The organism is Polaromonas sp. YR568 (genome assembly GCF_943369415.1).
Lineage (GTDB): Bacteria > Pseudomonadota > Gammaproteobacteria > Burkholderiales > Burkholderiaceae_C > Polaromonas.
In genome coordinates this window covers 1-19910 of record NZ_CALRNF020000015.1, presented here as the reverse complement: position 1 = coordinate 19910, position 19910 = coordinate 1, and the positions used below count along the sequence as shown (strand labels likewise).

21 protein-coding genes are annotated in these 19910 nt (G+C 65.9%); 13 read left to right on the top strand and 8 right to left on the bottom strand.

The window, feature by feature from the left end:
• The first annotated feature begins 225 nt into the window (after nucleotides 1-225).
• The 5 genes from ACLV74_RS11215 to ACLV74_RS11195 all read left to right on the top strand — a co-directional run bounded on the left by ACLV74_RS11215 (nucleotide 226) and on the right by ACLV74_RS11195 (nucleotide 4700).
• On the top strand, nucleotides 226-2037 hold the full coding sequence (locus ACLV74_RS11215) for a M14 family metallopeptidase (protein WP_411879481.1): 1812 nt from the start codon (nucleotides 226-228) through the stop codon (nucleotides 2035-2037).
• Nucleotides 2038-2283: 246 nt separating this feature from the next.
• A complete protein-coding gene (locus ACLV74_RS11210) occupies nucleotides 2284-2679 on the top strand; it encodes an RNA-binding protein (RefSeq protein WP_411879480.1) in 396 nt (131 codons plus the stop codon).
• A gap of 88 nt (nucleotides 2680-2767) precedes the next feature.
• On the top strand, nucleotides 2768-3289 hold the full coding sequence (locus ACLV74_RS11205; protein ID WP_411879479.1) for a cupin domain-containing protein: 522 nt from the start codon (nucleotides 2768-2770) through the stop codon (nucleotides 3287-3289).
• A 30-nt stretch (nucleotides 3290-3319) separates the two neighbouring features.
• Nucleotides 3320-4039, top strand: coding sequence for a glutathione binding-like protein (locus tag ACLV74_RS11200; RefSeq protein ID WP_411879478.1), 720 nt, complete (start codon nucleotides 3320-3322; stop codon nucleotides 4037-4039).
• Nucleotides 4040-4073: 34 nt separating this feature from the next.
• Nucleotides 4074-4700, top strand: a complete 627-nt coding sequence (locus tag ACLV74_RS11195) for a 2-hydroxychromene-2-carboxylate isomerase (RefSeq protein ID WP_411879477.1) — start codon at nucleotides 4074-4076, stop codon at nucleotides 4698-4700.
• Here the strand turns inward: ACLV74_RS11195 and ybaL are convergent.
• Nucleotides 4697-6409: a YbaL family putative K(+) efflux transporter gene (gene ybaL / locus ACLV74_RS11190; RefSeq protein ID WP_411879476.1), complete on the bottom strand. Its 1713-nt coding sequence runs from the start codon at nucleotides 6407-6409 to the stop codon at nucleotides 4697-4699. The genes ACLV74_RS11195 and ybaL overlap by 4 nt on opposite strands.
• 208 nt (nucleotides 6410-6617) lie before the next feature.
• Here ybaL and ACLV74_RS11185 point away from each other — a divergent pair, with 208 nt between their 5' ends.
• Nucleotides 6618-7460: a hypothetical protein gene (locus ACLV74_RS11185; RefSeq protein WP_411879475.1), complete on the top strand. Its 843-nt coding sequence runs from the start codon at nucleotides 6618-6620 to the stop codon at nucleotides 7458-7460.
• A 67-nt stretch (nucleotides 7461-7527) separates the two neighbouring features.
• Here ACLV74_RS11185 and phbB read toward each other — a convergent pair whose 3' ends face one another.
• The 3 genes from phbB to phaC all read right to left on the bottom strand — a co-directional run bounded on the left by phbB (nucleotide 7528) and on the right by phaC (nucleotide 11398).
• The gene (gene phbB / locus ACLV74_RS11180) at nucleotides 7528-8265 is read right to left on the bottom strand and encodes an acetoacetyl-CoA reductase (protein WP_411879474.1); all 738 of its coding nucleotides are present in this window, start codon (nucleotides 8263-8265) and stop codon (nucleotides 7528-7530) included.
• A 134-nt stretch (nucleotides 8266-8399) separates the two neighbouring features.
• Nucleotides 8400-9578, bottom strand: a complete 1179-nt coding sequence (locus tag ACLV74_RS11175; protein ID WP_411879473.1) for an acetyl-CoA C-acetyltransferase — start codon at nucleotides 9576-9578, stop codon at nucleotides 8400-8402.
• 68 nt (nucleotides 9579-9646) lie between these two features.
• Nucleotides 9647-11398, bottom strand: coding sequence for a class I poly(R)-hydroxyalkanoic acid synthase (phaC, locus tag ACLV74_RS11170; protein WP_411879472.1), 1752 nt, complete (start codon nucleotides 11396-11398; stop codon nucleotides 9647-9649).
• Nucleotides 11399-11504: 106 nt separating this feature from the next.
• Here phaC and ACLV74_RS11165 point away from each other — a divergent pair, with 106 nt between their 5' ends.
• On the top strand, nucleotides 11505-11795 hold the full coding sequence (locus ACLV74_RS11165; RefSeq protein ID WP_411879471.1) for a hypothetical protein: 291 nt from the start codon (nucleotides 11505-11507) through the stop codon (nucleotides 11793-11795).
• A gap of 6 nt (nucleotides 11796-11801) precedes the next feature.
• On the opposite strand, the gene ACLV74_RS11160 is transcribed toward ACLV74_RS11165, so the two are convergent.
• On the bottom strand, nucleotides 11802-12704 hold the full coding sequence (locus ACLV74_RS11160; RefSeq protein WP_411879558.1) for a LysR substrate-binding domain-containing protein: 903 nt from the start codon (nucleotides 12702-12704) through the stop codon (nucleotides 11802-11804).
• Between the two features lie 126 nt (nucleotides 12705-12830).
• Between ACLV74_RS11160 and ACLV74_RS11155 the strand changes: the two genes are divergently transcribed.
• Genes ACLV74_RS11155 through ACLV74_RS11135 form a run of 5 tightly spaced genes read left to right on the top strand, consistent with a single transcriptional unit; the run spans nucleotide 12831 to nucleotide 16726 of the window.
• Nucleotides 12831-13706 carry an amidohydrolase family protein gene (locus ACLV74_RS11155; RefSeq protein ID WP_411879470.1) on the top strand — a complete coding sequence of 292 codons (876 nt, stop codon included), beginning with the start codon at nucleotides 12831-12833 and terminating at the stop codon, nucleotides 13704-13706.
• Nucleotides 13703-14536, top strand: coding sequence for an SDR family NAD(P)-dependent oxidoreductase (locus tag ACLV74_RS11150; protein ID WP_411879469.1), 834 nt, complete (start codon nucleotides 13703-13705; stop codon nucleotides 14534-14536). Before ACLV74_RS11155 ends, ACLV74_RS11150 begins: the two co-directional genes overlap by 4 nt.
• Before the next feature lie 48 nt (nucleotides 14537-14584).
• Nucleotides 14585-15568 (top strand): Bug family tripartite tricarboxylate transporter substrate binding protein, encoded by a 984-nt coding sequence (locus tag ACLV74_RS11145; protein ID WP_411879468.1) that lies wholly within the window; start codon nucleotides 14585-14587, stop codon nucleotides 15566-15568.
• Between the two features lie 14 nt (nucleotides 15569-15582).
• Nucleotides 15583-16104, top strand: coding sequence for a carboxymuconolactone decarboxylase family protein (locus ACLV74_RS11140; RefSeq protein WP_411879467.1), 522 nt, complete (start codon nucleotides 15583-15585; stop codon nucleotides 16102-16104).
• A 1-nt stretch (nucleotide 16105) separates the two neighbouring features.
• Nucleotides 16106-16726 (top strand): hypothetical protein, encoded by a 621-nt coding sequence (locus tag ACLV74_RS11135; RefSeq protein WP_411879466.1) that lies wholly within the window; start codon nucleotides 16106-16108, stop codon nucleotides 16724-16726.
• 18 nt (nucleotides 16727-16744) lie between these two features.
• Here the strand turns inward: ACLV74_RS11135 and pgeF are convergent, their stop codons facing one another.
• Together pgeF and maiA are read right to left on the bottom strand one after the other, a co-directional pair.
• Nucleotides 16745-17524 carry a peptidoglycan editing factor PgeF gene (pgeF, locus tag ACLV74_RS11130; RefSeq protein WP_411879465.1) on the bottom strand — a complete coding sequence of 260 codons (780 nt, stop codon included), beginning with the start codon at nucleotides 17522-17524 and terminating at the stop codon, nucleotides 16745-16747.
• 115 nt (nucleotides 17525-17639) lie between these two features.
• Complete coding sequence (gene maiA / locus ACLV74_RS11125) at nucleotides 17640-18278, bottom strand: maleylacetoacetate isomerase (RefSeq protein ID WP_411879464.1); 639 nt, start codon at nucleotides 18276-18278, stop codon at nucleotides 17640-17642.
• Nucleotides 18279-18518: 240 nt separating this feature from the next.
• Between maiA and ACLV74_RS11120 the strand changes: the two genes are divergently transcribed.
• Nucleotides 18519-19553, top strand: coding sequence for an NADP-dependent oxidoreductase (locus ACLV74_RS11120; protein ID WP_411879463.1), 1035 nt, complete (start codon nucleotides 18519-18521; stop codon nucleotides 19551-19553).
• Nucleotides 19554-19771: 218 nt separating this feature from the next.
• Here the strand turns inward: ACLV74_RS11120 and ACLV74_RS11115 are convergent.
• A partial coding sequence (locus ACLV74_RS11115) for an IS3 family transposase (RefSeq protein ID WP_411878256.1) occupies nucleotides 19772-19910 on the bottom strand: 139 nt, incomplete at its 5' end.

The window sequence follows — 19910 nt, the reverse complement described above, 5'->3', positions numbered from 1 at the left end:
CCGCTGCAGACCGGCCGCTGGTTCAATTTAGGTTCGCCCCGATGGCCTCGGTGTGGGACGTGCCGGGGGCCGCATGTAGGAATGCGCGAAGCGGCGCGCGCCACTGTGGCATCGGCGCAAACCGGCTCAAACTGGCCTGCATGCAGGCTGGCAAGGCGGGTAACATGGGCAATCCATCCATAGCACCAGGCCATGCTAGAGGCGCAGAAACCCATGACGACCACCATGCCGCGAACCCCAACGACACAGCCCATCGCCCCGCCCACCCATCACATTCACCGTGCGCGGCCGCTCGCTTTGCTGGCGCCGCTGGTGTTGCTGGCCGCCTGTGGCACCTCGGTCCCGCTACCGCCGTGGACGCCGCCGTCGGCCCGGCCTGCCACCGTTGCACCGGCGCCCGCTCCCGCCTCTCCCGCGATTCCACCGGCCACTGTGGAGGTCAGACCCGTGGCCCCGGCCACATTGCCATCCTCGCCCGCGGCCCAGGCCGATGCCCCGTACAGCGCCGCCGTCGCCGCCCGCTTCCCCGCGCCTTCAGTGATTTACAACACCCCGGGCCTGCAAGCGGGCCGCACCAGCTTCACCACCCAGGCCGAGATCCAGGCCTGGCTGCGCGACCAGGCCTCGGCCGCTTCGCGCACGCCGGGCGTGCGGGCCAGCGTGTTGTCCTTCGGCCGTTCGCAGCGCGGCGAAACGCTGGAGGCGCTGGTGCTGACGCGCGCCGGCGGCACTGATGCGGCCGTGCTGCAATCGGCGGGCAAGCCCACCGTGCTGCTGGTCGGCCAGCAGCATGGTGACGAGCCGGCCGGCAGCGAAGCGTTGCTGGTGATCGCGCGAGAACTTGCGCAGGGCCTGCTGCAGCCGGTGCTCGAACGCATCAACGTGGTGATCGTTCCGCGCGGCAACCCCGACGGCGCCGCCAGCAACCAGCGCGCCACCACCGGTGGGCTGGACATGAACCGCGACCACCTGCTGCTCAACACCCCCGAAGCGCAGGCCCTGGCCCGGCTGGCGCGCGACTACAACCCGACGGTGGTGGTCGACGCCCATGAATACACGGTGGTGGGCCGCTACCTGCAGAAATTCGGCACGGTGCAGAAGTTCGACGCGCTGTTCCAGTACGCCACCACCGCCAACCTGCCCGAGTTTTTGACCAAGGCCGCCGAAGAGTGGTACCGCCGCCCGCTGCTGGCCGCGCTCAAGGGGCAGAACCTCAGCAGCGAGTGGTACTACACCACCTCCAGCGACCTGGCCGACAAAAAAGTCTCCATGGGCGGCACGCAGCCCGACACCGGCCGCAACGTGAACGGCCTGAAAAACGCCGTCAGCCTGCTGATTGAAACGCGCGGTGTCGGCATAGGCCGGCTGCACATCCAGCGGCGCGTGCACACCCAGGTGACCGCCATCACCAGTGTGCTGGCCAGCACCGCCCAGCGCGCCAACGAACTGCACCAGCTGCGCCCCTACCTCGACAAGGAAGTCGGCGCCCAGGCCTGCAAGGAGCAAGCCGTCATCGAAGCCGGCCCCACCGGCGCCCAGTACGACCTGGTGATGCTGGACCCGGCCACCGGCGCGGACAAGACCATCAGCGTGGACTGGGATTCCGCGCTCGCCCTGCGCACCCTGAAGGCGCGCGCCCGCCCCTGCGGCTACTGGCTGTCAGCGGCTTCCACCACGGCCGTCGACCGGTTGCGCCTGCACGGCGTGCAGGTGCTGCGCGTGGCTGAACAAGGCTCCATGCTGGGCGACAGCTACCGCGAAACCGCCAGCACCTCGGGCGAGCGCCAGGACGTGCGCGGCGCGATCGCCGACGGCAACGCCATCATCAAGGTGCAGGTCAGCCTGGCGCGCGGCGTCGTCGACGTGCCGCGCGGCAGCTACTACGTACCGCTCAACCAGCCCATGGCCAACCTCGTGATCGCGGCGCTGGAGCCCGACACCCAGAGCAGCTTTTTCGCCAACCAGATCGTGCAAGGGCTGCAAAGCACGGTGCGTGTGATGGCCGAGCCCACCATCAAACTAGAAGAACTGAACTAGCGGCTGGCCCCACAGAGTCACACGGAGGGCGCTGGGGGTTTGTCTTCACCAACAGGGGCCGCGGGACTGGCTTTGCCAGACCGCAGGCGCAGCGGCCCCTCGGGGGCAGGGAGCTACACGCAGTGAGCGACCGTGGGGCCTTGACGTTCGCGTCTGACAGGCGGAGGATGCAAATGCTGACCGGAAATTGACAATTTCCGCGCCTTAATGATTCGTTGAAACAACGCAATCCTGAAAGGACTCGCCATGAAGCAATTTGAACTGACGAAAAAAATGATCAGTATGGGCGGTACGTTTTACCCCACCGGCTACGCCTTCATCATGTTCCCCGACGCCGATGACGCCAAACAGGTGGCCGAGGAGCTGGAAGTGGGCAGCGACGGCGTCATGCTGCTGACGCCGGAGGAGATTCTGGCGGACATCGGCCGCGCGGACGGCCATTCGGACGTGAACCTGCCGCGCGTCGGCACCGAAGGCGCCACCGTCCACAAATACGTGGACCTCGCCCGCGAAGGCCATCATGCGCTGATGATTCCCGTGCCCAACAAGGATGCCACGGAGCGCATCATGACGGTGGTGCGCAGGGTGCCGTTTTCCTACGCGCAGAAGTACCACAGCCTGGCCATCGAAGACCTGGAATAGCGCCCAGAAGCCGCGCCTGTCCCGCGGGGGTCAAAGGGCAATCCGCAGCGATTGAAAGCCCTTGCGGCTTTGAGGCACACTGCGCCTCATGCCCAGCCACCCCGCGCCCATCTCCACAGCCCGTACCCGGCAGCTGATTGAACAGCTGCAACTCCAGCCCCACCCCGAAGGCGGCTGGTACCGCGAGGTATTCCGCTCCCCAGGCCAGGTCATGCCGCAGGACGGCAGGCCCGCGCGCAGCGCCCTGACCTCCATCTACTTCTTGCTCGAAGCCGCGCAGCATTCCCGCTGGCACCGCGTGCTGTCCGACGAAGTGTGGGTGCACCTGGAAGGCGCGCCGCTGGACCTCTGGACCTGGGACGCCACCGACGGCCGGTTGCACCACGCGCCGCTCGGCCGCGTCAGCGCGGCAACCACGCCCCAGCACGTCGTGGCGGCCGGCCTCTGGCAGGCGGCCAGGCCGCAAGCAAACGATGCCGCGGGCTACACGCTGGTCGCCTGCATGGTGGGGCCGGGTTTTGATTTCCCGGACTTCCGGATGATGGAGCCGGGCGGCAGTGAAGCCCGACGGGTCGCCGCCGACCATCCGGCACTGGCGCCATTCATCTAAGTTTCAAGCATTCAAGACCCGAGGATTCCCATGATCGACCTGCACTACTGGCCCACCCCCAACGGATGGAAGATTTCCATCATGCTCGAGGAATGCGGGCTGCCCTACCGGCTGGTTCCGGTCAACATCGGCAAGGGCGAGCAGTTCACGCCGGAGTTCCTTGCCATCAGTCCCAACAACCGCATGCCCGCCATCGTCGACCACGCGCCCGCCGGCGGCGGCGCGCCGGTGGCGGTGTTTGAAAGCGGCGCCATCCTGCTCTACCTGGCCGAAAAAACCGGCCGCTTCCTGCCCACTGGATTGCGCGAACGCTACCAGGCGATGCAATGGCTGATGTGGCAGATGGGTGGGCTGGGCCCCATGGCCGGGCAGAACGGCCATTTCCTGTTGTATGCACCGGAGAAGATTCCCTATGCCGTCGAACGCTACGGCAAGGAGGTGGACCGGCTTTACGGCGTGCTCGATGCGCAGCTGACACGCACGGGCGCGCACGTGGCCGGCGCCGATTACTCCATCGCCGACATGGCCATCTTTCCCTGGGTGCGCACGCACAAGGCGCAGCAGGTCGACCTGGAGAAATTTCCGCATGTGCAGCGCTGGTACGACGCCCTGTTCGAGCGGCCGGCCGTCAAGCGCGGGCTGGACCTGGGCAAGGAACTGCGCGCGCCGGCCCTGACCGAAGAGGCGCGCAAGGCGCTGTTCGGGCAGACGGCGCAAAGCGTGCGGGACGGCGCGCACAAACTTCCCTGATCAATTTCCCGATTTCAAAACAAAGTGACAGACCATGATTGAATTTTTCTTCGACTGCTCCAGCCCCTGGACCTATATCGCCTTTCGCAACATCCAGCCGCTGGCGGCCGAACTGCAGGAGACCATAGACTGGAAGCCCGTGCTGGTGGGCGGCATCTTCAACAGCGTCAACAAAGGCATTTACGCGGCGCGCGAAGACATGGACACGCCGAAGAACCGCTACATGCTCAAGGACGTGCGCGACAACGCGCGTGAAGCGGGCCTGAAGATCGCGTTTCCGCCCAGGGTGTTCCCGGTCAACAGCGTCAAGGCCATGCGCGGCTGCCTGTGGATCGCCCAGGATGCCGCAGCCAGGCCGCAGTACCTTGCCTTCATCGAGGCCACCTTCGCGGCCTACTTCACGCGCGAGGAAGACATCTCGCAGGACGAGGTGCTGGCCGCGATTTGCCGGGAGGTCGGCATAGACGCCGAAGCGTTCCTGGCGGGCATCGCCAGGCCCGACGTGAAGGAACAGCTCAAGGCCAACACCGATGAGGCGATACGCCGCGGCGCCTTCGGCTCGCCCACCTTCTTTGTGGGCGAGGACATGTATTTCGGCAACGACAGGCTGGCGCTGGTGCGCTCGGCCGTGTTGCGGGCCAAGGCTAAATCAGAAGCCTAGTGCGCCGAGCTTGACGCGCCGGCCGCCACGCCGGAGCGCTCCAGCACGTGCCGCGTCATCGACATCGCCAATTCGTGCTCGCCCAGGAAGACCTTGCCGGCCTTCTCGCTGTCGAGCAGCCGCGCTTCCGCTTCGTTGTGGGTGCGCACCACGGTTTCAATCGCCGGGTTCAGCGCGCGCGCCGTGGCCACCATCTGCCGCACGTCCAGCGTATCGGGCGTGGCGATCACCAGCATGCGCGCCTGCGCGATGTGCGCCTGGATCAGCACTTCGGCCTCCACCGCATCGCCTGAAACGGCGGCCATGCCCTGGTCGCGCAGCCGCTCCACCGCCTCGCGGTTCTGCTCGGCCACCACAAAGGGAATGTGGTTGGCCTTGAGCGCCTCGGCAATGCGCCGACCCACCCGCCCGTAGCCCACCAGCACCACGTGGTTGGACAAATATTTTTCGTCGGTGGTGGCCGGCAGCTCGGCCGTCGGGTCGTCACGCGCCTCCAGCTTGCGCGCCAGCGGCGACTTGGCCAGTATCCATTTGTGCAGGGGCGCAACCGCCTTGAACACCAGCTCATTGAGCGCGATGGAGATCAGCGCGCCGGCCAGCACCAGGCTTTGGCCTTCGGGCGGCAGCAGGCCCAGCGAGGCCCCCAGGCCGACCAGGATGAAAGAGAACTCGCCGATCTGCGCCAGGCTGGCTGAGACGGTGAGCGCGGTGTTCAGCGGGTAGCGGAAGGCCATCACCAGCACGCCGGCCGCCAGCGTCTTGCCCACGATGATGATGCCCACCACCGCCAGTACCTGCAGCGGCCGCTCCAGCAGCACCCAAGGGTCGAACAGCATGCCCACCGACACGAAGAACAGCACGGCGAAAGCGTCGCGCAGCGGCAGCGACTCTTCGGCCGCGCGGTGGCTGAACTCGGATTCCCGCATCACCATGCCGGCGAAAAAAGCGCCCAGCGCGAAAGACACGCCGAACAGCGCCGTGGCGCCGAAGGCGATGCTGACGGCCGCGGCCACCACGCACAGCGTGAACAGCTCGCGCGAACCGGTGCGCTGCACCTGCCACAGCACCCAGGGGAAAAAGCGGCGCCCCACCACCAGCATCAGCGCCACAAAGCCGCCCACCTGCAGCAGCGTGATGCCCAGCGTTTTCCACAGCGCGTTGACGTCGGCATCGACCTTGCCCGACAGCCAGCCGCCCAGCGGCGGCAACAGCACCAGCACCAGCACCATGGCCAGGTCTTCGACGACCAGCCAGCCCACCGCGATGCGCCCGTTGACCGAGTCGAGGATGCCCCGGCTTTCCAGCGCGCGCAGCAGCACCACAGTGCTGGCCACCGACAGCGACAGGCCGAAGACCAGCGCGCCGCCCAGGTTCCAGCCCCACCAGTGCGCCAGGCCCATGCCCAGCGCGGTCGCCACCGTCATCTGCACGACGGCGCCGGGCACGGCGATCTTGCGCACGGCCAGCAGGTCGTCGAGCGAAAAATGCAGGCCCACGCCGAACATCAGCAGCATCACGCCGATTTCGGCGAGCTGGCTGGCGATTTCCGCGTCGGCCACAAAGCCGGGCGTGAACGGCCCGATGACCACGCCCGCCAGCAGGTAACCGACCAAGGCGGGCAAACGCAGCCGCACCGCGAGAAAACCAAAGATGAGGGCCAGGCCCAGGCCGGCGGCGATGGTGCTGATCAGTGAGACGCTATGGGGCATGCGAGAGGGATTCCTTCTGGAAAGTGGTTAAGGAAGGCCTGCGACGCAGCCCGGCAGGCGGGCTGTCCCCGTAGAACACGTGGCTTGAATTTACTACAGTTGTGCGAGCACCCCACGGCCAAATCCCCACGCCCTTGCAGGATGTTTGCCGCGCCATCGAGGGTAAAACCAGGGGGCACGGCCGCAAGGCCCTGCCTACAATCGCGGCATGCTCACCCCCATGCCTTCCGTCACCCGCAACAGGCTGATCGGCTACTGGTGGGCGCCGGTGACGCTGATCGCCCTGGTGCTGGCGGTGGCCGCCTACCTGCATCCCTACCAGCCCCTGGAACTATCGGATCTTTCGCCCCAGGTGGTCGCAAGTGCGGCGGCGCTGGACCCTTCCTTCGGCAAGCCCGTCGCACGTGCATTCAAGTACGCCACCCGGCGCAGCTATTCATCGCCGGCCGGACTGACGGAAGTCGAGATCCGCGTCACCCTGCAACCCATGGGCAAGGGCCTGGTCATGCGCCAGGATGACTGGTATGACCTGGGCGGCCACAGCGTGGTCTACCAGGAGCGCTACGTCCTCTTTCGCAACCTGTTTTCGGTGCATACGCGCAGCCGGGAAGTCGCGCCGCTGGTGCACGACCTGATGGGCCGGGTCGGCTGGTACAACGACTCCGTGGAATCCCTCAGCGGCAAGCCTGAAGGCGGGGCACCCGACTCCGCCGCATGGAAACTGGACCTGACCATGGACAGGATTTCCGATACCGACGGCAAGAGCCTGACCTTGCAAACCACGCGCTACCAGAGCCGCCGGCACTGTGAGCGCTCGGGGCAGGTGGACGGTGCGGCAATAGGAGCCGGGTTCACCGGCTCCTATGCCAAGGTCAGTTGCCGCAGCGAGACGACGGGCCAGTCCGCCGAACGCCGGTCGGAGTATGTCTGGCTGCCGGAGCACGGTATTTTTCTGTCCCTGGGATTCCAGCAAGCGCCGGAGGCGCCCGACAAGCCCGACACCGCGCTCGACGTGAAGGGGCGCTACGTTTCCTTCGAGGCCCTGCCCTGAGGTTTTCCAGGACAGGCCATAAAAAAACCCGCCGAAGCGGGTTTTTTAACAAGGGCCCAAGCGGCGCTCAGCCCATGTGCAGGCCGCCGTTGAGCGAGAAGTCGGCGCCCGTGGCATAACCGCCCTCGTCGGACGCAATCCACGCAATGATGGAGGCGATTTCCTCGGGCTGGCCCAGGCGCTTGGCCGGAACGCCCGCCACGATTTTCTCCAGCACGTCGGGACGTATGGCCTTGACCATGTCGGTGCCGATGTAGCCGGGGCTCACGGTGTTGACCGTGACGCCCTTGGCCGCGACCTCTTGCGCCAGCGCCATGGTGAAGCCGTGCAGGCCGGCCTTGGCGGTGGAATAGTTCACCTGGCCGAACTGGCCCTTCTGGCCGTTGACCGACGAGATGTTGACGATGCGGCCGAAGCCTGCTTCGATCATGCCCTCGATGACCTGCTTGGTCACGTTGAACATGCTGTTGAGGTTGGTCGAAATCACCGCGTCCCAGTCGGCCTTGCTCATCTTGCGGAACTGGCCGTCGCGCGTGATGCCGGCATTGTTGACCAGCACGGCCACGGGGCCGTGCTCGGCCTTGACCTTGTCGAAAGCCGCGACGGTGGAATCCCAGTCGCCGACGTTGCCGACCGAAGCATAAAAGGTATAGCCCAGCGCCTTCTGCTCATCCAGCCACTTGGTGTAGTCGCGCGTGGGGCCGCAGCCCGCCACCACGAGGAAGCCGTCTTTCGCCAGGCGCTGGCAAATGGCGGTTCCAATGCCGCCCATGCCGCCCGTGACGTACGCTACTTTTTTTGCCATTGCGATCTCCTTGATTGGTTTTGTGAATTTTCCGAATGCCGTTTGACTTTGAACTGGCCCAAACCAGGCCGTGCTATGAATCCTATAGCCTCATATGCATGATTTGTGCCGGTTACAGCATTGTTACTTCAATCTCAGCGTTCCAGTGTGAGGGCAACCCCCATGCCGCCGCCTATGCACAGGCTGGCAATGCCCTTCTTCGCGTCGCGGCGCGCCATTTCGTGCAGCAGCGTCACCAGGATGCGGCAACCGGACGCACCAATCGGGTGGCCGATGGCGATGGCGCCGCCGTTGACGTTGACCTTGCTGGTGTCCCAGCCCATTTCCTGGTTGACCGCGCAGGCCTGGGCCGCGAAGGCTTCGTTGATTTCGAGCAGGTCCAGGTCCTGGGCTTTCCAGCCGGCGCGCTGTAGCGCCTTGGTCGACGCGGGCACCGGGCCCATGCCCATGTAGGCCGGGTCCAGGCCGGTGGTGGCATAGCTGGCAATGCGCGCCAGCGGCTTCAGGCCCAGCGCCGCGGCCTTCTTGGCCGTCATCACCATCACGGCGGCGGCGCCGTCGTTCAAGCCGGAGGCATTGCCGGCCGTCACGCCGCCGGCCTTGTCGAAGGCCGGGCGCAGGCCGGCCAGGCCTTCGGCGCTGGTTTTGCGGTTGATGAACTCGTCGGCGGCGAACACCACCGGGTCGCCCTTCTTCTGGGGAATGGTGATGGGGATGATTTCATCCTTGAACCTGCCGGCGTCCTGCGCCGCCGCGGCCTTGGTCTGGCTGGCCAGGGCCAGCGCGTCCTGGGCTTCGCGTGCTATGCCGTACTTCTTGGCCACGTTCTCGGCGGTGATGCCCATGTGGTACTGGTTGTAGACGTCCCACAGGCCGTCGACGATCATGGAGTCGACCATCTTCCAGTCGCCCATGCGCTGGCCGTCGCGCGAGCCGTTGAGCACGTGCGGCGCGGCGCTCATGTTTTCCTGGCCGCCGGCGATCACGATTTCGCTGTCGCCCGTGACCACGGCCTGCGCCGCCAGCATCACGGACTTCAGGCCGGAGCCGCAGACCGCGTTGATGGTGAGCCCGGGGATGCCGTTCGGGAAGCCGGCCTTGATGACCGACTGGCGCGCCGGGTTCTGGCCTACGCCGGCCGCGAGCACCTGGCCCATGATGACTTCACCGAGCAGGTCGGCACTGAGGCCGGAACGCTCCAGCACGCCCTTGATGACGGCCGCGCCGAATTCGGTCGCGGGGATCTTGGCCAGTGAGCCGCCGAATTTTCCCACCGCGGTGCGGCCGGCTGCAACGATAACGATGTCTTCCATGATGTGTTCCCTTGTGAAGTTTGTGGAGTGGTTTTTAAAAATGATTGCGGCCTGCGCGCGGCGGGCGCTCAGGCCCTGGCCTTGACGTAGCGGCCCGGGGCGGGCTCTATGACCGTGTGCTTGCGGCTGCCGTAAGCCTTGGGCGCGGCGACCTGCTTGCCGGCATGGCCTTTGAGCCAGTCCGACCAGTCGGTCCACCAGCTGCCGGGGTACTCGGTCGCGCCCTTGAGCCATTCCGCCTGGGTGGCCGGAAACTTGCCCTGGGGCAGCTTGTCGCGCGTCCAGTAGCTGCGTTTTTTCTTGGACGGCGGATTGATCACGCCGGCGATGTGGCCCGAAGCCCCCATCACGAAGCGCTTGGGGCCCGGCAGGTGCTGGGTGGAGGCGTAGGCGCCGCCTATCGGTACGATGTGGTCTTCGCGCGAGCCGTAGAGGTAGACCGGGATGTCGACCTTGCTGAGGTCGACCTTCTGCCCGCAGACCACGGCCTTGCCGGGCTTGATGAGGTTGTTCTCGAAATAGGTGTTGCGCAGGTACCAGGCGTAAAAAGGCCCGGGCAGGTTGGTGGAGTCGCTGTTCCAGTAGAGCAGGTCAAAGGGCGGCGGGGTTTCGCCCTTGAGGTAATTGCCCACCACGTAGTTCCAGACCAGGTCGTTGGGCCGCAGGAAGCTGAAGGTGGAGGCCAGGTCCTGGCCCTTGAGCAAACCGCCCTGCCCCATCTCGGCCTCGCGGTACTTGACCGAGGTTTCGTCGATGAAGATGTCCAGGATGCCGGTGTCGGTGAAGTCCAGGAAGGAGGTCAGCAAGGTGGCGCTGGCCACCGGCTTCTTGCCGCGCGCGGCCAGTACCGACAGCGCCGTGCCCAGGATGGTGCCGCCCACGCAAAAGCCCAGGGCGTTCAGCGTTTTGGCGCCGGTGATTTCCTGCACGACCTCGATGGCCTTGATCGCGGCGTTTTCGATGTAGTCGTCCCAGGTCTTGCCGGCCATGGACTCGTCGGGGTTGCGCCAGCTGACCACAAAAGTGCGGTGGCCCTGGCTGACGGCATAGCGGATCAGCGAGTTCTCGGGCTGCAGATCCAGGATGTAGAACTTGTTGATGCAGGGCGGGATCAGCAGGAAGGGCTTTTCATAGACCTTGGCCGTAAGCGGCTTGTATTCGAGCAGCTGGAAGAATTCGTTTTCAAACACCACCGCGCCTTCGGTGGTGGCGACGTTCTTGCCGACCTCGAACACGCTTTCGTCGGTCATGGACACATGGCCCTGCTTGAGGTCGTGCAGCAAATTGGTCAGGCCCTGGGCAATGCTTTCGCCCTGGCTCTGGATGGCTTTTTGCTGGGCTTCGGCATTGAGCGCCAGGAAATTGCTGGGCGCGGTGGCCGCCATCCACTGCTCGACGGCAAAGCGCACGCGCGCGCGCGTCTTGGCGTCGGCCTGCACGGCGTCGGCGAGTTCCATCAGGGTGCGGGCGTTCAGCAGGTAGGTGGACGCGGAGAATCTGGAAACCGGGTTGGCCTTCCAGGCTTCGCTGGAAAACCGGCGGTCGGAGGCGACCAGGGTATCGGCGCCCTCCTGCAGGCCCTGGTTCCACAGCGCGGAAGCGTCCGCGATGTAGCGCTGCTGCAGTTGCTGCAGCCTGGCTGGGTCGAACTGCAGCAGGGGCTGGCCTTGAATGCCGTTGGCGCCATTAGCACCGTTGGCAGGCCCAAAGCCCGGCGGCATGACGCCGCCTGCCATCGCGCCCATGGCTTGTTGCAGGCCCGCGGCAAAGGTCTCTTGCATCTGACGGGCCGCCTGGGCCCGGTTTGCGTCAGAATTCATCTGTCTCCCCGATCATGTTGAGTCTCGGTGACTCTTTTAAGCACACCATCAGTATCGTAGGATTTGCTTTCAAAATTCCCGACCGCACGCAGAGTTTCAAGTATTTATGTATTTGGTTGTCATCGCCTGGATTTACGTCGTGCTCATGATGAGCGTTGCCGAAGCTACGAACAGCAACGGCACGCTCCTGGGTGCACTGTTTACCTTTGTACTCTATGGACTGGCGCCGGTGGCATTGGTGGTTTACCTGATGGGCGCGCCCGCGCGCAGCAAAGCCCTCAAGAAACGCGCCGCGCAGGAACTTGTGCAGCAAACTGCAGATGCCGAAGCCAACGCAGCCGGCGAAAAAACCGAAGCGGTGCACCAGCCCGCCGCGCAGGAGCCGCCCAAGGGCTGACAAAACTCAGGGCTGGCGCGGCCTGGCCGCCTCGCCGTAATGCTGCAGACACAATTGCCGCGTCAGCTGCACTAAAAAGCGGCTCACGCGCGTGGCCGGCCGCGCCTTGGGCACGGCAATGCACAAACGGTTGCGGATCTGCGGCGCATGGATGGCCGCCATGAAGGGCGGCGCCGCATCCGTCCATTCATGCACCGCGCTGGCCGGCAGCACCGTAGCCGCCACGCCGCGCGCCACCAGCGAGAGCACGGTTTTGATCGACTCGACCTCGGCCACCACCTGGAGCCGGTAGCCCCGGGGTTTGACCTCGCTCTCCAGCAACTGCCGCAGGGAATTGGGTTTGCTGGGCAGCACCAGGGGCAAGGCCGCGACGTCGGCCAGCCGTATGCGCGCGGGCAAGGGCGAGGAAGACATCAGCACCAGCGATTCGCGCGCCACCGTTTCGATGTCCAGCAGCGGCGAAGCCGGCGGGTCGAAAAGCACGGCCACGTCCAGCCGCCCCGCGACAAGGCCTTCGCGCAGGCGGATGCTCAGGCCCTCTTCCACGCTGATGGCCGCATCCGGGAATTCGGCGCGGAAGCGCTCCACCAGGTCAGCCGTCATGGCATGCGCCACGCGGGGCGGCAGGCCCAGGGTGATGCGCCCGCTGGGAACCAGCTGCCGCTCCCGCATGTCGGCGCGGGCGCGCTCGGCGAGTTCAAAAATGCCGCGCGCGTGCTCCAGCAGGGCCGTTCCCGCCGCGGTGGGCTCGGCGCCGCGGCCTGTGCGCGTCAACAGGCGGTGGCCGGTTTCCTGCTCCAGCGTGGCGATCTGCTGGCTCAGCGCGGGCTGCGACATCACCAGCGCGGCGGCGGCCTTGCTGAAACTGCCGGCTTCGGCAACGGCCACGAAGTATTCAAGACGGCGCAGGTCGATGGCAGACTCCCAAAAAAGTGCTTCAAGCCATTCTAGAAGCTATTGCTATTTCCGATAACTGGTATCCGCAATAAGACAGTCCGGCCAGGGCCATGCGGCACCAGAATACAGGGCAGCACCATGAACACAGAACCCGTCCTCACCTACCTGCCCGAACCCTCGCAGCCGGCCTTCCGCCCGCCGCCAGGCGCCTGCGACAGCCACGTCCACGTTTTCGGGCCGGCCGCGCGCTTCCCCTTCGCGGCCACGCGCAACTTCACGCCGGCCGACGCGCCGGCGGCCACGCTGTTCAGCCTGCACCGCAAGCTGGGCATTTCGCGCTGCGTGATCGTGCAGTCGGCCGTTCACGGTTTTGACAACTCGGCGGTGGAAGACGCGATCTCCGCGGGCCGCGGGCGTTACCTCGGCATCGCGCTGGCGCCGCACGACGTGCCCGACGCGGAACTGCGGCGCCTGATGGCCGCAGGTTTTCGCGGCGTGCGCTTCAACTTCATGAAGCACCTGGGCCAGGGCGCCACGGTGCAGCAGGCCGTCACCCTCACCCATCGCCTGGCGCCGCTGGGCATGCACCTGCAGGTGCATTTCGACAGCAGCCTGATCCACGATCTGGCGTCGGTGCTCAAGACCTCGGCCGTGCCGGTGGTGATAGACCACATGGGCCGTGTCGATGCGCGGCTGGGTCCCGACCACGCCGATTTCCGGGCGCTCTGCAGGCTGATGGAAGACCCGCTGTTCTACGTCAAGGTCAGCGGCGCGGACCGCATCGATGCCAGCCCGCCGCATACCTATGCCCACGGCGCCGCGCTGGCGCGCCGCCTGGTCGAATCCTTCCCGGACCGCTGCCTCTGGGGCACGGACTGGCCGCACCCCAACCACACGCACGTGCCGGACGACGGCGCGCTGGTGGACCTGCTGCCCACCATCGCCCCCACGCCCGAACTGCAGGACAAGCTGCTGGTGCGGAACCCGCAACACCTTTACCAATTCCCCGCATGAACGCCACCACTTTGAACACCCAGACGCCCGTCGCCGGCCGCCTTGCCGGCAAGGTGGCTTTTGTCACCGGCGCTGGATCGGTAGGTCCCGGCTGGGGCAACGGCCGCGCCATCGCCGTGCGTTTTGCGCAGGAAGGCGCCCGCATCTTTGCGGTGGACCGCGACACCGAGCGCATGCAGGAAACCGTGCGCCTGGTCGAGGAAGCCGGCGGCGAGATCGCCACCGCGCAGTGCGACGTGACGCAGTCGGCCTCTATCGCCGGCGTGGTCGCTGCCTGCATCGCCCGCTTCGGCCGCATCGACGTGCTGGTCAACAACGTGGGCGGCTCGGCCGCCGGCGGGCCGGTGGAGATGGCCGAGGAAACCTGGGATGCCCAGCTGGACCACAACCTCAAGAGCGTGTTCCTCACCTGCAAGCACGTGCTGCCGCTGATGGAAGCGCAGGCGGCGGGCGCCATCGTCAACATTTCCTCGACCTCGGGCCTGCGCTGGACGGGCTCGGCCCAAGTCGCTTATGCCTCCACCAAGGCAGGGGTGATCCAGTTCTCGCGCGTGGTCGCGGTGCAATACGCCAAGGCCGGCATACGCGTGAACACCGTGGTGCCCGGCCAGCTCTACACCCCCATGGTCGACGTGCGCCTGGCCAAACAGCGCACGGGCGGCGACGTGACGGCCTTGCTGCAGCAGCGCCAGTCGCGCATTCCGCTGCCCTTTATGGGCGACGGCCGCGACACCGCGAATGCCGCGCTGTTCCTGGCGTCCGACGAAGCCCGCTTCATCACCGGCACCGAGATCGTGGTGGACGGCGGCATGTCGGTGCGTTGCGATTGAATTTAAAAAATTGAGAAGTTGAGATTCATGGAGACAAAGGAAAACATCATGACAAGCAAAAACATCCCCCGCAGGGCCGCCCTGCTGCTGACGACCGCAGTCCTGGCCGTGGGCTTTGCGGCGCCGTCCGCTTACGCGCAGGCCAAAATCACCCGCCTCGTGGTGGCCTTCCCGCCCGGTGGGCCGGTCGACTTCGTGGCCCGTACCATCGGTGAGCAACTCGGCAAGGAGCTGGGCTCACAGGTGATCATTGAAAACCGGGCCGGCGCCAACGGCGCGATCGCGGCCGAATACGTGGCGCGCGCCACGCCCGACGGCAGCACACTCTGGCTGACCAGCGTGGGCGCGGTGGCCATCAACCCGCCGCTCTATGAAAAGCTGCCTTACGACCCGGTGCGCGACCTGGCGCCGGTCTCCCTGGTGGCCAACAACGTGGAGCTGCTGGTGGTGGGCGCCGGCAACCCGGCCAACACCGGCGCCGAGTTCATCGCCAACGCCAGGCTGCGCAAGGACGGCGCGACCATGGCCTCGTCAGGCACCGGCAGCGTGCCGCACCTGGCGATGGAACTGCTGGCCGATGCCACCAAGGCGCCGCTGGTGCACGTGCCCTACAAGGGCGCGGCACCGGCCATCACCGATGTCATCGCCGGTCACGTGGACGGCTTTTTCGGCGACATCCCCGGCCTGGTCGGTTTCATCAAGGCCGGCAAGCTCAAGCCCATAGGCATCGCTTCGAACCGCCGCCACCCGCTGCTGCCCGAGGTGAAAACCTTCCAGGAAATGGGCATGGCCGGCGTCGATTCCGACAACTGGTACGCGCTGTTCGCCGGCAAGGCCACGCCGGCCGCCGACATCGCGCGGCTCAACGAGGCGGTCAGGCGCGCGCTGGCCAACGAGGGCGTGCGCAGCAAGCTGCTGGCCTCGGGCGCGGAGCCCGCGGCCTCCAGCCCGGCGGAGCTGGCCCTGCTGCTCAAAAATGACACGGCCAAGTGGGGCAAGGTCATTCGCGCCAAGAAGATCAAACCCGAGTAAAGGCAAACGCACCCATGCGCATCACACCCGTCACCCCCGGCAGCCGGCCGGAACTGGCCGCCATCGAGGCCGGCATCATGGCCGAACGCGGCCGCGTCTCGCCGCTCTACCAGGTGCTGCTCAACAGCCCGCCGCTGGCGCAGGGCTGGGAACAGTTGCTGACCGCCGTGCGCAACCGCAGCTCGGTGCCCGCGCTGCTGCGTGAAATGGTCATCCTCCGGGTGGCGGTGCTGAACCGCGCGCCTTATGAATTTGACGCGCACGTGCCGCACGCGCTGGCGGCCGGCATGCCATCGGAAAAAATCGAGGCACTGCGCGACCCGCAAGCGGGCACGCAAGCCACCATGTTTTCGGAGCTGGAGCGCCACGTCATCGCGCTGACCGATGCGATGACGCGCGACATCGAAGTGCCCGACAGCGTCTTCGACCCGCTCAAGCCTTTCTTCAACGAACAGCAGCGCGTCGACCTGGTGGCCACCGTGGCCTCCTACAACATGGTGTCGCGCTTCCTGGTGGCGCTCCAGGTGGGGCATTGAGGTGAGCGACGCAGGCCACCCCACCGATGCCCTGCTGGTGCAGGCCGGCGCTACGGTTCGCCACGCCGTCGATTTTGCGGACCTGCTGGAGCGCTTGCGTTGCGCCGCGAAAGCCACGGCCCTGCCGGCCCATGCGGCTTTCAACAAGGAACAGGGGATTTTTTACGCCTATGTATTCCTGGATGCGCGCAGCGAGCTCGACAAAGCGGTCGCCACCACGCTGGAGTCCGACCTGCAGAAACGCTGGCCCGGCCTGAAGGATCTCAGGATATCCAGGCTGGAACGTGTGTTCGACACGGCCGGCGCCTCCGCGAATGCGGCGCCGGTATTTCACTACGTCGTGGAGATGGATCCCGAAGCGGGCTGGATGCCCCAGGTGGCCGACTGGTACGACACCGAGCACATGCCGGGCTTGGCCAAGGTCAGCGGCTGCATACGCGCCAGCCGTTTCCTGAACCATGACCACGGCCCGCTGTCGCTGGCCTGCTACGACCTGGTGAGTGAAGAGACGCTGGGCTCGCCGCCCTGGCTGGCCGTGCGCGGCACCGAGTGGAGCAGCCGCATACGGCCGCGCTTTACGAATACCCTGCGCACCATGTTTGAGGTCTTGCCGGGCCGCTGAGGCCGCAGCCGGCTTGCCTTATTCGCGCCAGATGCAGGCCGCCATCCGGCCGGTGGTGCCGAAGCCGTTGCCGGCAGGCCCGGCATCGTGCCTGTGCGAGAAAAACCGCGAGGGATTGCGCACGGTGCACCAGGCATCGCTGCCGTCGTTGCCATACACCTGCGTCACACCCAAGGCCTTCAGGCGCAGCCGCGCCAGGCCCGGCAGGTCGGCCAGGTATTTGCCGGCGCCGGTGGGCACGAACAGGCTGGCAGCTTCGGGCTGAACAGCTTCAAATGCCGCTTTGACTTCAGGGCCGACCTCAAACGACGAAGGCCCTATGCAGGGGCCCAGCCAGGCGATGGTGCGGGCATCCGTGTTCATCGCGGCATGCACCGACTCCAGAACGCCCTTTCCGTCTTTGCCGCCGGCCAGTCCGCGCCAGCCCGCATGCGCCGCAGCGACCATCGCGCCGTCTTCAGTGGCGAGCAGAACGGGAAGGCAGTCGGCGACCATGATGGTGCAGGCCACGCCGGTTTCCATGGTCACACAGGCATCGGCTTGCAGGCCGTCGTCAGTGCCCGCATCCACAGCCAGCACCTCGCGGCCGTGCACCTGCTGCAGAAAGACCGCGCGGCGGCCCAGTGCCTGGCGCAGCAAGGCACGGTTGGCCGCGACCCTGGCCGGCAGGTCACCGACATGGTCGCCCAGGTTCATGCTGTCATAGGGCGCGGCAGACAGGCCACCGGCGCGGGTGGTGAACACCGCCCGCACGCCGGCGGGCGCCGGCCAGTCGGGAATCAGCCAGCGTGCGTCCATATCGACCGAATCGGTAGCCCAATTTTCCGACGGGCCGCCCCTAGGAAACGAGCCCCGGAACATATCAAGAAGGGGCAGCGAACCACACGAAGTGGGGAGCGTGGGGGCCACATTTTCAAGCTTCGTTATCGGGGCAGGCGGAAGGTTGGGCTTTCTGGAAAGCCGGCAGCTTCATGCAGGCGTCATAGGCGGCCATGGTGCGCGGCAGGCCGTCAAAGCTCACATTGAAACGCTTGGCGTTGAAGATCTGCGGCACCAGGCAGCAGTCGGCCAGCGTGGGCGTGTCGCCGTAGCAAAAGGTCGACGGCGGCAGCTGGGCCAGCTGGCGCTCAAAGGCTTCCAGCCCTTCGCGGCACCAGTGCACGTACCAGGCGTTTTTGGCGGCTTCGTCGAGCTTGAGTTCTTTCACCAGGTACTTGAGGACGCGCAGGTTGTTGATGGGGTGGATTTCGCAGGCGATGGACTGGGCCAGCGCGCGCACCTTGGCGCGGCCCAGGGCGTCGGCCGGCAGCAGGGCCGGCGCGGGGTGTTTTTCATCGAGGTATTCGATGATGGCCATGGACTGCGAAAGTTTTTCGCCGTCGACTTCCAGCAGCGGCACCAGGGTGTCGGCGGCCAGCGCGGCGTAAGGCGGCTGTTTGTGCTCGCCTTTGGCGATGTGCACGGGAATGTAGTCGTAGCTGAGGCCCTTGAGCTCCATCGCGATGCGTACGCGAAACGAGGAGGAAGAGCGGAAATAGTTGTGGAGTTTCATCTCTAAAGCATAAACCATGGCCCCCACGGTCGCGCACTTCGTGTCGCTCCCTGCCCCCCGAGGGGGCCGCTGCGCCTGCGGCCCGGCAAAGCCGGTTCCGCGGCCCTGGCTCGGTTGAATACCTCCCGTGTGGCTTCAAGCGACCCCTGTGGCAGGGCAATCGCCTGCGCGACTGACGCCGGGCGATCCCGCCGCTACCATGGCCGCGACACTTTCTCAACAGATCCAGCGGAGACAACCATGAGCGCCATCACCAGCCTGAGCAACCACCAGATTCGCCTGGCCAGCCGACCCGTCGGCCTGCCCACGCGCGACAACTGGAACTTCACCACCGAACCCGTCGCCGAACCCGGCCCGGGCGGTGTGCTCGTCAAGACTTTGTACCTGTCGCTGGACCCGGCCATGCGCGGCTGGATGAACGACGCCAAAAGCTATATCCCGCCGGTGGAAATCGGCGCCGTGATGCGCGCCGGCGGCGTGGGCAAGGTGATCGCCTCGCAAAACCCCGCCTTTGCCGTGGGCGACTATGTGAACGCCGCGCTCGACGTGCAGGAGTACTGCCTGATCGCGGCCGACCAGGTCAAGCGCAGCGGCATGTTCAAGATAGACCCGCGCCAGGGCCTGACCTCGTGGCTCAACGTGCTGGGCCTGCCGGGCATGACGGGTTACTTCGGCTTGCTGGAAGTGGGCCTGCCCAAGGCGGGCGAAACCGTGGTGGTCTCCGGCGCGGCCGGCGCGGTGGGCCAGACGGTGGGCCAGATCGCCAAGCTCAAGGGCTGTCGCGTGGTCGGCATCGCCGGCGGCCAGGCCAAGTGCGACTGGGTCGTCAAGGAACTGGGCTTTGACGCCTGCATCGACTACAAGAACAGCGACGTGCGCGCCGGCCTGAAGGAGCACTGCCCCAAGGGCATAGACATCTACTTCGACAACGTGGGCGGCGAGATCCTGGACATGGTGCTGGCACGCCTGGCGCGCGGCGCCCGCATCATCATCTGCGGCGCCATCAGCCAATACAACAACACCACGCCCGTGAAGGGCCCGGCCAACTACCTGTCGCTGCTGGTGAACCGCGCCCGCATGGAGGGCATCGTGGTCTTCGACTACGCCGACCGCTACCACGTCGCCGTGGCCGAGATGGCGGGCTACCTGAAAGCCGGCACCATGAAAAGCAAGGAAGACATCGTCGTGGGCCTGGACACCTTCCCGGAAACGCTGCTCAAGCTGTTCAACGGCGAGAACTTCGGCAAGCTGGTGCTGCAGGTCGCGAAAGAGTAGTTCCTACTTCCCGCCGCGCACCAGGCGTACCGCGGCCGACGTGGCGCGCGGGGCTTCACCGGCGCTGCCGTCGCTGAACCCCACAAACGTGAAGTAACCGGGACCGGTGCTGCTGGATGTCCAGAAGCGGGCTTCTATAAGGTTTTACCCCCTCTCCCTCTGGGAGAGGGCGGGGGTGAGCGCCGCGGCCTGTGCTTGAAACCGGGACTTTGTGCTGGTCAAGTAATTTCGGACACCTCGATAAGGGCACGTTCGGCCATTTGTCGTTCATAGACATTGGGAGGCAGATAACCCAGGGTTGAGTGCAGGCGCCGGCTGTTGTAGAAGCCGACGATGTAGTCGGAGATGTCGGCGGCG

Bases quoted from the DNA above. Each gene is read 5' to 3' on its own strand.
- ACLV74_RS11210 (WP_411879480.1), top strand. From the start codon at position 2,284: ATGAAGCAATTTGAACTGACGAAAAAAATGATCAGTATGGGCGGTACG.
- ACLV74_RS11185 (WP_411879475.1), top strand. From the start codon at position 6,618: ATGCTCACCCCCATGCCTTCCGTCACCCGCAACAGGCTGATCGGCTAC.
- ACLV74_RS11215 (WP_411879481.1), top strand. From the start codon at position 226: ATGCCGCGAACCCCAACGACACAGCCCATCGCCCCGCCCACCCATCAC.
- ACLV74_RS11140 (WP_411879467.1), top strand. From the start codon at position 15,583: ATGCGCATCACACCCGTCACCCCCGGCAGCCGGCCGGAACTGGCCGCC.
- ACLV74_RS11145 (WP_411879468.1), top strand. From the start codon at position 14,585: ATGACAAGCAAAAACATCCCCCGCAGGGCCGCCCTGCTGCTGACGACC.
- ACLV74_RS11195 (WP_411879477.1), top strand. From the start codon at position 4,074: ATGATTGAATTTTTCTTCGACTGCTCCAGCCCCTGGACCTATATCGCC.
- ACLV74_RS11205 (WP_411879479.1), top strand. From the start codon at position 2,768: ATGCCCAGCCACCCCGCGCCCATCTCCACAGCCCGTACCCGGCAGCTG.
- ACLV74_RS11175 (WP_411879473.1), bottom strand. From the start codon at position 9,578: ATGGAAGACATCGTTATCGTTGCAGCCGGCCGCACCGCGGTGGGAAAA.
- ACLV74_RS11120 (WP_411879463.1), top strand. From the start codon at position 18,519: ATGAGCGCCATCACCAGCCTGAGCAACCACCAGATTCGCCTGGCCAGC.
- ACLV74_RS11165 (WP_411879471.1), top strand. From the start codon at position 11,505: ATGTATTTGGTTGTCATCGCCTGGATTTACGTCGTGCTCATGATGAGC.
- ACLV74_RS11150 (WP_411879469.1), top strand. From the start codon at position 13,703: ATGAACGCCACCACTTTGAACACCCAGACGCCCGTCGCCGGCCGCCTT.
- ACLV74_RS11155 (WP_411879470.1), top strand. From the start codon at position 12,831: ATGAACACAGAACCCGTCCTCACCTACCTGCCCGAACCCTCGCAGCCG.
- phaC (WP_411879472.1), bottom strand. From the start codon at position 11,398: ATGAATTCTGACGCAAACCGGGCCCAGGCGGCCCGTCAGATGCAAGAG.
- pgeF (WP_411879465.1), bottom strand. From the start codon at position 17,524: ATGGACGCACGCTGGCTGATTCCCGACTGGCCGGCGCCCGCCGGCGTG.
- ACLV74_RS11200 (WP_411879478.1), top strand. From the start codon at position 3,320: ATGATCGACCTGCACTACTGGCCCACCCCCAACGGATGGAAGATTTCC.
- maiA (WP_411879464.1), bottom strand. From the start codon at position 18,278: ATGAAACTCCACAACTATTTCCGCTCTTCCTCCTCGTTTCGCGTACGC.
- ybaL (WP_411879476.1), bottom strand. From the start codon at position 6,409: ATGCCCCATAGCGTCTCACTGATCAGCACCATCGCCGCCGGCCTGGGC.
- phbB (WP_411879474.1), bottom strand. From the start codon at position 8,265: ATGGCAAAAAAAGTAGCGTACGTCACGGGCGGCATGGGCGGCATTGGA.